We start from the raw sequence: 11,888 nt of genomic DNA on the forward strand, positions 1-11,888 counted from the left end.
AAATTATAATCTACAAAGGGTTCAGAAAAGATGCACTTAGACGGACGCATACATTATAACTAGCCCCAACAAAGACGGTTAATCGCCAATAAGCGGCAGCCGTAGAAAGAAAATAATTAACTTGACCAATAAACCAATACTAAGACAACAAATCCGAGTCCCTTACTCCTTAAACATACGAACCGTAACCGTAACCTATATGTCATTTCTTGAAATAGGTTTACAAAAAAATTCAAACATTTAATTTAAATATCCAACTCCACCCAAACTGCAGGATGCTCACTGGCGGCCTGGTTTTTCCGTTGAATATTTGGATAAATAGACCACATAGGTCTTTTTTCGGGCCAAACTCCTCTTCTATTTAGCCCACATTTTTTCAATTTGGCGAAAAGCTCCGGAGACAGTAACAAATAATCCTTTTGTTTAATATTTACTCCTTTCTGGTAAGCGCCCAAGCTATAATATCCAGCATCTATTCCTTTATCAAATTCGACATTAAAGGAGTGATGCCTGGTAATATCGCTCAAATTGGTTTCCTGAAGTAAGGGCATTAAGGTATTGCAGAAAGATGCAGCATTAAGAGTACCCACTATTGCAATATTTTCTTTACCCTCAGCAAGTAATTTCTTATAGATCTCAGCAACATTTTCCGCCTGTTCCCGTCTAAAAATTCCTGAAAGATCATTATCTTTCCTGGTTTCCTGAAAATGAGCGGCAAGAATAAAAATTGTATTTTTCTCTTTTGTTCGGATTTTGTACTCTAGTAAATCTTTATTGAAAATTTTTCTTCCTGATAAGCTAACATCAAAAATATGACTTCTTACAGATTGAATTTCAAATCCTTTCCTGGTTAAAATTCCAATTTCCTGCCCTCTTTTATCATTTCCCTGCACCACAAATGAATCCTTAAATGGCTCACAGTCAAATTTGGGCAGTACAACAGTATTAAACTCCTCTAAAGAAGCCCGATCTTCGATCTCCTGCAAAATTAGGATATCAGGATTCACACTTGCAATTACCTTCGCTTTATTATCAATGGCTAAAGATTCCAATGGTACATTTTGCAACGCTATCCATCCATTCCAGTCAGTAAGTTCCCCTGCTTTCAATTCTTTAGAATAATTCATTCCTTTTAGAAAAAGAAACCCTGATTTTCTTTTAATAACCGCATAGGGTAATTGCAATGAGTTATCGATCCCTACCATATATGAAAGTTCTCTCAATCGCTCATTATCTTTATCCGATTTATTAGTTTTCCCCAATAAAAAGTCTATCTCATAAAACCAATCCACGGAGCAATCTTTATAAGATTTCTCCATAAAACTTCTATCCCTATGGAATAAATTCTGAACATTGAAGGTTGCTATTTTCATTTTCGTTTATCGTTTGTATTATAGTCAAAATCAATAAGGTTGAATAACTTTTTCATTCGGCTCCTGACTCTTGAGCCATACATATCTTCAATTTCCATGGCACTTAAATTTGTGGTGCCATGGGTTTTTAAATTTGTTTGAAGAAAAAGTTCATAACGAGATATCAGAATTTCCCCTATCACATTACAATCCCTACCATAATGCCTTCCTATTGGCTCTATTCCCATATCATCAAAGCAGAAAAAACCTTCATCTCCATAATCTTCAATAGTTTTATATCCCAGGTGATTAAAAGCAAAAACAATATTCCTACATGGCATAACCACGTAGCTCCTTTGATGGGGCACCAAATAACGCATGAGCTTCATCAGGCTCGTTTTACCACATCCCACGGGACCGGTAAGCAAAATTCCTTTATCCGGATCAATCCGCAACTTTTCACAATTTATATAGTCTTTAATAAAGTAGTTGGAGAGCTTAAACAGAATATCTTTATCCTCTTCAAATATTTTAAAATGCTGCCCAAAAAGAATTTTACCTTTGGCTTCAAGAAAAATCAGGATTTTAGGGAAATCGTAAATTATTCTCTTTCCATCATATTTACCAAGAGAATATTCAATTCCATCTTCTACAATGCTAGAGGGGTTCGCCATAATTTTTATATTTAGTTGTTTTAAGGTTGTCTCTATTTTGAAATACTGATGACTGACTTCTAAAATCGTTTGCTTTCAACATCCAGCTCTCAGCAGTTGCATGCCAATTAGTGATTTTAATATTTCCTCTTACCGACCAGCCAATTGAAGTGTAGTGATTGTAAAATTTTCGTCCTTCTAATTCCGGCCAATTTTTATTTTTAAAAAAAATTAATACTTCATTTTCACTTTGGGGGAGCTCAAGTTTATTAAGGTTTTTATTTTGTTTATTTAAGTTTATTGAAGGAGTTAATACTTGTTCTGAACTTGTTTCATGCTTGCCCACTACTTGTTTAGAGCTTGCATCGAAAATGAACATCCTAACCCTACTCCCTTTATATGGATTATGGGAAGGCAGATATTGAATATATTTTTGATCGTGTAATTTTCTCAGGCATCTATGGTAAGTTGGATTGGAGCCAATTTTAGCCATTTCCATAATTTCATCCCTATGGATATAGAATAGTTCTTTAAAACGGTGGATATTCCAGGATTGAAATAATGCCATATATACACTAATATGAGTGGCATTCAGACTAGAGTCCTTAGAAAATCTCTTGAACACCGCGTTTAAATGTTTTATGTAATTCATGGCTTATTCATTTTGGATTAGATTATCTGTCAATATTTTTTGAATAATAGCTGAATCGTAGTAAATGAGTCCTCCTATCTTACTATATGGTAGTATCCCCTTTGTTCTAAAACCATTTAGAGTTCCGGAACTAATCTTTAGCATCTCCATGACTTCGGTGGATTTCAGCCATTTTTTAGAAATATTACCGGATTCTTTTTCTAGTAGTTTCTGAATTTCTTCAAGGAGCTCTATTTTGAACTCCCTTAAATCATCTGTAGTAATAATTGACGTTGGCATAATGAATTGTTTTTAAACAATCCCACCGCAGGTTATAATTTTTAAAGCAGTGGGATTGGAATTGATTTTCATTACAAAATTGGTAGATAACAAATGAACAATTAGCCAAGCAATCACCAACTTGGCAAAATTGATTTTCAGGAAGAATAATGGTAGTATAGGATATAAATGATAGTTAAGCTTATAAAGCTAAAATGATTTATTTCAATTGAAACCAATACCCAACTTGGCTCCTGCTTGGATGTTCAAGTTCACGCATCAAGCTCTTCCATATATTCAAGCATGGAATTTCTCATTTTATCGATAAATTTTAAAGGTTCAGAGCGGCTCCTGAGTCTTAAAAAAGTATGATGGTAGTCTCCCAGATCTAAGCCTGTTAATGTCTCAAATATATCCACCAGTTCTTTCAGCGTAGTATTTCCATTATTTATGCTCCCACTAACCTGCAGGGCATAGATCAGTTCGGTTAGAGCCACCTTAGAAGAAGTCCAGTTAATTTTTATAGGTTCTTCATAAGCTATGGAAGCAGATTCTTTAACCCGAAATTTATTATTTAGATATTTGAGCAAGAAATTACGGGCATTCAATTCACTCAAAAGTAAATCGTGGGAGCAGCTGAATAAGGGATCTCTTTCATAATGACTATAATTAACAATATGATCTTTATGAAAATATTTTCGGGTGAAATAGATCTCATCCATGTATTCCTGATCCAGGGCGATATACCGAAGGAAATTTTTATGCCCAGTAAGAAAACTATTTATCTTTTGAATCTTTTTAGATATAAATTTCGACTGTGAGGATTCGTCTATAGATGAAATTTCCAATTCGATGGATAGCAAGTTTTCGTAATAAATCTGATATGTTAAAGGAATCGTTTTCTGTTTTTTAAAAAACTGAATTTCTGAAGGAGTATCCGGGAAGCCATTTAAATAAATCTCTTTTCGGTAGGTTTCTAATACTTTACGGCAGTAGTTAATTATTTCAAAGTATGCAGCATTCTTATTTAGGAAAGTTTGCTCAATTTCCTGAATCTCATTTTTAAGCTCATCCTCGGTAATCAGAAAATCCATTAGATTGATATTTAAGAAATACTACCTTAAATATCCTGTAATTCCTGCACTTTAAATAATATTAGATATCTGCTTTTATAAATGAATGGGCTGCATTCATAAACAATCGGAATAAAAACAGGAAAACTCTGATTAATCTGGATGAAATAACTAACGCTTCATATTGGATTTGGCGAAACTGAAAATTTTACTGTATAGACGGACAGATTCATCATAATCACCCGCTGTTTCATGCCCGTTTTGATAGTCGATATCCAATAAAACAGGATTATTTGTCTGATTACTATTTTGCAGTTTAGCTATATATTTGCCACTATCCCATAATGGAATACGGTCATCGTTATAGCTCGGCATTACAAGAACTGCCGGATAAGCCATTTTAGACCGTATGTTTAAGTATGGATCCATTTTTACAAGACCCGAAAATTCTGTACTGTCTTTGACCGTTCCATACTCAAGGTAACTCGTACTGCTGGCCGTGCTGGATGATTCCAGACCAAAAGGATTTAGTCGCGGAACATCAGCTATAAAGGAAGAAAAAAGATCCGGACGTTCGTTTACAGCCATTCCGGCTGTAATCCCTCCTGCACTGCTGGTATAAAGTGAAATTAATCCTGGTTCCGTAAAATTCAAATTTATTAGAGCTTCGGTACAGGCAATAAGATCTTTCCAGGAATTAAATTTAAGATTCTTCATTCCCTGCTTGTGCCATTCCTTCCCTTTTTCTCCGCCTCCCCTAACATGAGGGAATGCCAAAATTCCACCCTGGGCTGCCCAATCTAAAAACATAGGAGAGAAAAATGGACTCAAACTTTCCCCGTATGCACCATATACATACATAAATACTTCATTTGCTGATTTTTTTTCCAGACCTTCCTTATAAACCAGCGATAAAGGAACTTCTACCCCATCATGGGAGGTAACCATTATTTGTTCCGTTATAATATTTTCAAACTCTGGATAAGCCAATAGAGGTGAAAGTGCTTCTCTTGAGAAACTTCCATCTTCATTTATTAAATAGCGGGTATAATCAGAAGTCCAACCATCCATACCCACCCCAACATTATTGTGTTTTACAGACTCCCCAAAAAAGGTAGCATAACCGGGATCAAAAGGAGGTTGTAATTGTCTGATCTTATTTGAAGAGTTGAGAACATATAAAGAAACATTTGCTCCATATAAGGACCGTGCGAAATAAATATTATCCTTTGTTACTTCAAATTTAATAATAGGATTCTCTTTACTGCCTTCTGCCAAAACAGCCGGATTAGTGAAATCAGGATTTTCGATACTTACTTTCCCCAATAGATTCCCGTTTAAATTTCCTTGGCGGAAAATAAATTTATCACCACGAACCTCTCCCTGATCGTAGAATATCGCATCTTCTTTTTTGAAGAATGGTTTCCAATCTGGTTTTCCTTGTAGGACATCTGAAATGGTAGCTATATAGCTGTCATAATAATCATCAGAACTGGCTATATAACCAATGATATAATTATCCAGGCTCGATCCTATTTTTACTTTAGGATAAAAATCTTCAGAAATATGTAAGTCATAATGAGACTGGAAAATTGGTTTTCTATCTTCGGGGTTTTCACCTAATTTATAAATAACAGAAAAAGAGTTCTTCTTATAACCCGGTTGGGAATTATCTACTTCCGGAAAAAATAAATAGATAAATCCTGAATTATCCGGCAACCATTCTATTCCCCCAAAATCGGGATTGATATTTGTAATCACTTCTCTTAAAATCTGATTCGTTTCAAGATCATAAATTAAGATTGTACTTGAAAAACTACCATTGTCATTAAAACCAATTGCGATCTTTTTTCCGTCAAATGAGGGGTTTAGATAAGTTATTGACGGATTACCAGAATTATACTGGGAAGGATCGAATAATTCTTTTTCTTTATCAGCAAGATTCTCCCTAAAAAACAATTTTTCATATCCCAAACTATCATCATATTTTAAGTAAAAATAATTTCCATTTTCACTAATACGAACCATACTCAAGGAGGATTGAGCATTATTTTGGTATTTTTTAAATTTCTCTAAATATTCTTTCATTAAGTCATTTGTAGCAAAATACTTTTCAGCCAGAGAATCCTGAGCTTTGAACCAATTTTTCACCGAACTATCTTCTAGCTTATTTAAATTTGAATACTCGTCTAAGACTTTTATTCCATAATGTATTTCGGAAGTTGGTTTTTTGAGGATTTGGGGATAAACCAAATGATTGCTCTTTCCTTCCTGGGCAAAAGAAACCGAAAGGAAAAAACACAAAGAATAGAATAGAAAATATTTGATATATTTTTTCATTTTTCATTTTTTGAAATTCCCGAATCAGGATTTTGATCCGGGAATTTTTTTACGGATTTAATTTCAATCTCGTTTTCCAACTTTCGGAGTTTTGATCTTATCCCTGTCAATTGGACCATCTTCTCCCCCACCTTTAATTTGGTGTAAATTTTTAAGGGCTCTTCCTTTAAAATCTTTTAGTTCTTTTTTCATAATTAGAATATTTAATGGATTAATAAATTTCAGTACTAAATAATCACATTTGGGTACAGGCTGCAAAAAGGTTAACCCTCCATTTATAAATGACGTGTTGTTTAGCGTGATTTTAATTCATTTAAAAATTTAGATGGATATACCCCAGTTTTCTTGTAAAAGGCTTTCGAAAATGATTCCCCTGTTTTGAAACCAAAAATTTCCGCTAAACCTTGATAATTATATTTCAATAAATCAGGATTCTTACTCAGTTGATTTATTGCCGCTTTAATTTTCAAATCCTTGACGTAGGTTGGAAAATTCATCTTTTTGTAATGATTGATTACAGTGGACAAATAGGTAGTATTGGTACCTATTTGTTGGGCCAGGCCATACATATCCAAATCTTTGCTCATAAAGCGATCTGATTTTTCAAATACAGCCAGTTTTTCTAAAATATCCTTTCTAATTTCCTCCGGAATGGAAGAAGGATGCTCTGTAATGGCCTTAGATTTTCCCTCTTCCATTTCCGATTCTTCCATAAGAAGTTTTAACCTTGCATTCATTTTTCTGGAGCGTATAAAAAAATATAAGCCAATAAGAACAGCCAGACCAGCCAGAATAGCAATCAATGTCACATATAAATTTTTTGTTTTGAGTTGATTTTCAGCTTTAAGTTTTTGTCTTTTCAGATCCGGGATATCATAAGCAACTATTGCCTGATTTGCAATATTTTCATGCTCTGAGGACAAAACACTATCATAATATATTAGTTTTTCTATATAGCCAATTTGTTCCTTTTCTTCGTCTTCTAAAACCGAATTGATTATTAATTGCTGATAAACATCTTTTACTTCGTTAAAAGGATCCTCTGTTGAGGAGACGATGGAATCTATGGTTTTAAAATATTTAAGCGCGACCTTATCATTTCCATAATTTTTTTCAATTTTTCCCAAATAATAAAGCTTGATCGCCTTACTGGTACCGTCAAAATCGTCAATATATTTTAGAAGTGTATCCTTGGCCCTTTTAAAATCCTTTTTATAAAAATTTATCTGAGCATCCACCAAAACAAAATCCTTAAAATCTTCTTTTTTGTTCTCTAATCTTGACAAATCAATTCCCTTCTGAACATAATATTTTGAGGTATCCAATTGTGACAATCTCAGGTAGGTAAGTGAGAGGTTATATAACAGAGTTGAATAATCCTCGTAATAATCTTCGGTTGAATTTGATTTCTGTTTTAAAAGATTAAGGGATCGCTTATATAAATCGGCGGCGGCGTAATGTTGCCCGTTAATATTCCTTATGGCAGCAATGGCAAGGGAAATTTCACGCTGATCTTCCATATTATTCTTTTCCAAAGCCAGATTATAGGCTTTTAAAAAATTATCTAATGCAGGTTGAAATTTACCCTGATCATAAAGCACATTTGCTTTGAGAATATAGCCAAGAGTCGGGTAGTTTGGATGTTCGCTGTTTTCAGTAATCTCGATCATGGAATCTGAATAAATAATTGCGCGTTCAGGCTTCTCCGTCAAAATTCTGTAGTAATAAGCTCTGGCTAGTTCAACGGGATCATTCTCTTTTTTAGCCTTCTGCGAATGGACTTCTACAATCTTATTTAGTTCGTCAATTTTAGAATCTGCCATAGCCGCCGCCTCAAGTTCATGCAATTCTAGAAAAGATGAATTAACTGAATAAATGGTAGTGCTCTGTTTTATATTATCCTGGGCAAATAATAATGGCTTATAAATAAATAAAATCAAAGCCACGAACAACAGTGAGCGGCACAGGGAAAGATTTATTACAGAAGAAAAAATCATGTTCAACCATTTAAAATTCTCTACTTGACCATAAATGACGGAATTGGTAAAAAATCCGTTCTATCAATGTTACCTCCTTCAGTAATATCTCTGCTGTTCCATTTAATTCCTGATGAAACTCTAATTCTTTACCGTAAGAGGTTTTCAGGTCATTAATAGTTAAGTAAACAATGTAACCAGGATTGTCTCCTCCTTTGGGTATTTGTGAAATCGATCCTACCTTGGCTCTTACCATTCCCCATTCATGATAAGGATAGTTATCTAGTTTTAAATTTACCTTCTGCCCTTTTTTCAACTTCCCTGCATTCCGAATGGGGATTATGCATTTCCCTATCAGATTCTGCTGAATATCGGGAACAACACTATATACTGATTCTCCATTTTCTACATTCTGGTATTCTCCCCAAACTTCAAAATAAGATAATCGGCCATCAATGGGGCTTTTCAAAAGGTAGGTATCTTCCCATTTTTGGATAGCACTGATTAAATTCTGTTGAGATAATAGTAGATCAACCTCTAGATTACGCTTAGTTTTTAAAGACGTATTACTTAAAAGTTGAAGCCTAGATAGTATACCTTTATTTTCTAATATTAACTGATTATACTGTTGATTTAAAAAATGAAATTGGCGCTGCTGCATTAAGAAATCTTTTTCTATATTTTCAAGATCAACCTGAGAAACCACCCCCTTATTAAATAATTCCTGGAACCTCTTATAATTGGTTTCCGAGACTTCAAGATTTCTTTTAGCGATAGATAATTCTTCATTTTTACTATCAATGGAATAAAGCTGATTTGATAATTCCTGCCTCATTTGATGATCATGAATAGATTGATCATTCAGGGACGCTTCAAGTATCAAATGATGATAATTGCTCAAAAAAGCATTGTAATATAATTGAAGGTCGTTGCCTAAAATTAAATGTGGAGGGTAAATCTCATTTAAATCTTTGAGGGTTTGAATTTTGAAAACGGTATCTAAATTAGCTCGTAGATTTACTACATCTTTTGTGTTTGAATCATTTTCCAGTTCACCTAAAATATCCCCTTTTGAAACTAAATCTCCGGGTTGGTAATTAATCGCAAAAATTTTACCTCCAGATTTTGCTTTTATGTGCACCGGTGGATTTTGTGAGGTGACAATTACCTTTCCTTGAATAACTTCATTAAATGGAAAATTGGAAGCGAAAATTAGTAATAATACAAAGAAAGCAAATGTCAACTTAGTGCCATTCCGTAATATCCAACCGGGTTCACGCTGAAGAATATTATCATTTTTGTATTTTTTGTATTTTTTGAATTTTTCGATAATGGTTAAATTTAAAGTTGATTTCTAATTAATGTATAGTAAACACCCCTCTGAGAAAGCAACTCTTGGTGATTCCCCTGTTCCACGATATTTCCCTTATCCATAACCAGTATTTGATCTGCATTTTTTACCGTGGATAGCCTATGGGCTACGATAATTACTGTTTTATCCCGGTAAAAATGATTCAGGTTTTCTGTTATTATTTTTTCGTTTTCAGCATCTAAGGAGCTTGTAGCTTCATCAAAAAATAAATATTTAGGATCTTTGTATATCGCCCTTGCAATTAAAAGTCTTTGTTTCTCTCCCCCGCTTAATAGCTGTCCTTGTTCACCAATCCTGGTCTGATACCCAAGAGGGAGTGAACTAATTAAACCGGTCAAATTGGCCATTTCGACCGATTCTATTAATCGCTTTTGGTTTAATGGTTCATCAGATTTTGATTCTGTGATATTTCGTTCTATCGTATCATTGAACAAAATTCCATCCTGTAAAACCACACCACACATCCTTCTCCAGTTGTTTACTTGAATATGTTCGAAATTTTCGTATCCAATACTTATCCTGCCTTCACAAGGTTTATATAATTGCAATAATATTTTCAGAAGGCTCGTCTTACCAGATCCACTAGCTCCTACAATGGCAGTAACTTTTCCGTGTGGAAAAATGGTAGAAACATTCTTGAGAACAGCTTTTGATCCCTGTTCTCCATAATTAAACGAGATATTTTCGAGTTTTATATCGCTTTTCAACTCTAAACCAAATCTTTCATTCTGATATACTTCAGATTTTTGATTGTGAATTTCAGCCAATCTTTTTAAAGAAAGTTTTGCTTTTTGATAGCCCAATAGGAAATCGATAGTATTAGAAATTGGTATGTAAAGACTTCCTACAATGAATTGGATTGCCAACATGGTACCTAAGGATATTTCACCGGATATGACTGCCTTTGCTGACCAAAAAACAATCAGGATGCCCATAATTTCATTAATAAATTTACCGCCCTTAATTTGACTATGATCAACCTTCAGGATAGTTGATTGCAATCCAAAAAGCCTGGACTGATTCATCTCCCACTCCGATTTTCTTCTTTCTTCAGAATTGTTAATTTTGATTTCCATCACTGCCATAATGATTTGAAGAAAATGGGATTGCTCCTTTCTATGCAAATCAAATTGCTGGTGATCCAGAACCTCTTTCTTTTTCATAAATAAAAGAGACCACCCTAAAAACAAAGAAGTTCCAATCAAGAAAATTAGAAATATCGTACTATCAAAAATTCCTAAAACAAAAGCAAAAACTATTATGCTAAGCAGGTCAAAAAATATACTCAGGGATTGGCCGCTCAGGAATTCCTCTACTCTTTGATGATCGTAAATCCTCTGCATAAAATCGCCGGTGGTTTTTGAGTCAAAAAAAGTAATTGGAAGCTTCAAAAGTTTATCCAGAAAATCCGACACCATAGCTATGGTAACTTTGGTGCTGATGTGCAGTAAGAGCCAATCCCGAATCACCTCTGTGACGGAACGAGTTAGAAATAAAAAAAGTTGTGCTATAACGATCAGGTATATAAAATCAAGATTCTCATAATTGATCCCGTAATCCACAATGCTTTGAGTTAGAAAAGGAAGGATTAACTGAATTAACATCGCAGTGAATAAACCCAAGGTGATTTGTCCTATATATTTTTTATACGGACTAAGATATTCGAGTAAAAATCCTATTCCTTCCGGCTTAGCTTCTTCATTATCGTTATCCAGAAAATCCTCTTTAGGTTGGACAAGGAGTAATACGCCCTCATTTTCATTCTTACCTGACCATCGCACCTGAAATTCATTATGAGAATATTTTATTTTTCCTATGGCCGGGTCGGAAACAAAAACATTTCGTTTATCAGTTTTATATATCACCAAAAAATGATTCTGTTCCCAGTGAGCAATTGCAGGAAGTGGAATATCTTCAATCAGTTCCTTTAAGTTAGCTTTAATGCCAACAGAATCTAATCCAATTCTTTCCATTGCTTGTGAAAGACCCTGAAAGGATACTCCTCCTTTTTGTTGGGATGAGATTTCACGTAAAAAATCTATATTGAAATGTCTGCCGTAAAATTCTGTAATGATTTTTAGGCAGGTAGGCCCACAATCCATTTGATCAAGCTGACGATAAGCCGGAAAATTAATTGCACTAAACATGACACCCAATTGAAAATCAAAGCACTAAATTAATCTATAACAAAAATGAAGGAAGGCGAATTAAC

10 protein-coding genes are annotated in these 11,888 nt (G+C 34.2%); all 10 read right to left on the reverse strand.

Annotated elements, in window-relative coordinates; genetic code table 11:
* Window positions 1–245 precede the first annotated feature (245 nt).
* The gene (locus Q1K34_RS10465; RefSeq protein ID WP_251740833.1) at window positions 246–1,373 is read right to left on the reverse strand and encodes a hypothetical protein; all 1,128 of its coding nucleotides are present in this window, start codon (window positions 1,371–1,373) and stop codon (window positions 246–248) included.
* Entirely contained in the window at window positions 1,370–2,026 is a 657-nt protein-coding gene (locus Q1K34_RS10470) for an ATPase (protein WP_300438236.1), read from the reverse strand. The genes Q1K34_RS10465 and Q1K34_RS10470 overlap by 4 nt, the downstream gene beginning before the upstream one ends.
* The gene (locus Q1K34_RS10475) at window positions 2,010–2,504 is read right to left on the reverse strand and encodes a hypothetical protein (protein WP_300438239.1); all 495 of its coding nucleotides are present in this window, start codon (window positions 2,502–2,504) and stop codon (window positions 2,010–2,012) included. Before Q1K34_RS10475 ends, Q1K34_RS10470 begins: the two co-directional genes overlap by 17 nt.
* A 156-nt stretch (window positions 2,505–2,660) precedes the next feature.
* On the reverse strand, window positions 2,661–2,936 hold the full coding sequence (locus Q1K34_RS10480) for a helix-turn-helix domain-containing protein (protein ID WP_251740830.1): 276 nt from the start codon (window positions 2,934–2,936) through the stop codon (window positions 2,661–2,663).
* Between the two features lie 251 nt (window positions 2,937–3,187).
* Window positions 3,188–4,009, reverse strand: a complete 822-nt coding sequence (locus Q1K34_RS10485; RefSeq protein ID WP_251740829.1) for an RteC domain-containing protein — start codon at window positions 4,007–4,009, stop codon at window positions 3,188–3,190.
* Between the two features lie 150 nt (window positions 4,010–4,159).
* Complete coding sequence (locus Q1K34_RS10490) at window positions 4,160–6,328, reverse strand: prolyl oligopeptidase family serine peptidase (protein ID WP_251740828.1); 2,169 nt, start codon at window positions 6,326–6,328, stop codon at window positions 4,160–4,162.
* 63 nt (window positions 6,329–6,391) lie between these two features.
* The gene (locus Q1K34_RS10495) at window positions 6,392–6,520 is read right to left on the reverse strand and encodes a hypothetical protein (protein WP_279347017.1); all 129 of its coding nucleotides are present in this window, start codon (window positions 6,518–6,520) and stop codon (window positions 6,392–6,394) included.
* A 101-nt stretch (window positions 6,521–6,621) separates the two neighbouring features.
* Window positions 6,622–8,325, reverse strand: a complete 1,704-nt coding sequence (locus Q1K34_RS10500) for an AraC family transcriptional regulator (protein ID WP_300438252.1) — start codon at window positions 8,323–8,325, stop codon at window positions 6,622–6,624.
* A 10-nt stretch (window positions 8,326–8,335) separates the two neighbouring features.
* The gene (locus tag Q1K34_RS10505; RefSeq protein WP_300438254.1) at window positions 8,336–9,445 is read right to left on the reverse strand and encodes an HlyD family efflux transporter periplasmic adaptor subunit; all 1,110 of its coding nucleotides are present in this window, start codon (window positions 9,443–9,445) and stop codon (window positions 8,336–8,338) included.
* Between the two features lie 200 nt (window positions 9,446–9,645).
* On the reverse strand, window positions 9,646–11,823 hold the full coding sequence (locus Q1K34_RS10510; RefSeq protein WP_300438256.1) for a peptidase domain-containing ABC transporter: 2,178 nt from the start codon (window positions 11,821–11,823) through the stop codon (window positions 9,646–9,648).
* Window positions 11,824–11,888: the final 65 nt, after the last annotated feature.

The organism is Christiangramia sp. (assembly GCF_029937855.1).
In the GTDB taxonomy this organism is placed as follows: domain Bacteria; phylum Bacteroidota; class Bacteroidia; order Flavobacteriales; family Flavobacteriaceae; genus Christiangramia.

Coding starts and splice junctions, on each gene's coding strand:
- Q1K34_RS10465 (WP_251740833.1), bottom strand. CDS start 1,373: ATGAAAATAGCAACCTTCAATGTTCAGAATTTATTCCATAGGGATAGA.
- Q1K34_RS10470 (WP_300438236.1), bottom strand. CDS start 2,026: ATGGCGAACCCCTCTAGCATTGTAGAAGATGGAATTGAATATTCTCTT.
- Q1K34_RS10475 (WP_300438239.1), bottom strand. CDS start 2,504: ATGGAAATGGCTAAAATTGGCTCCAATCCAACTTACCATAGATGCCTG.
- Q1K34_RS10480 (WP_251740830.1), bottom strand. CDS start 2,936: ATGCCAACGTCAATTATTACTACAGATGATTTAAGGGAGTTCAAAATA.
- Q1K34_RS10485 (WP_251740829.1), bottom strand. CDS start 4,009: ATGGATTTTCTGATTACCGAGGATGAGCTTAAAAATGAGATTCAGGAA.
- Q1K34_RS10490 (WP_251740828.1), bottom strand. CDS start 6,328: ATGAAAAAATATATCAAATATTTTCTATTCTATTCTTTGTGTTTTTTC.
- Q1K34_RS10495 (WP_279347017.1), bottom strand. CDS start 6,520: ATGAAAAAAGAACTAAAAGATTTTAAAGGAAGAGCCCTTAAAAATTTA.
- Q1K34_RS10500 (WP_300438252.1), bottom strand. CDS start 8,325: ATGATTTTTTCTTCTGTAATAAATCTTTCCCTGTGCCGCTCACTGTTG.
- Q1K34_RS10510 (WP_300438256.1), bottom strand. CDS start 11,823: ATGTTTAGTGCAATTAATTTTCCGGCTTATCGTCAGCTTGATCAAATG.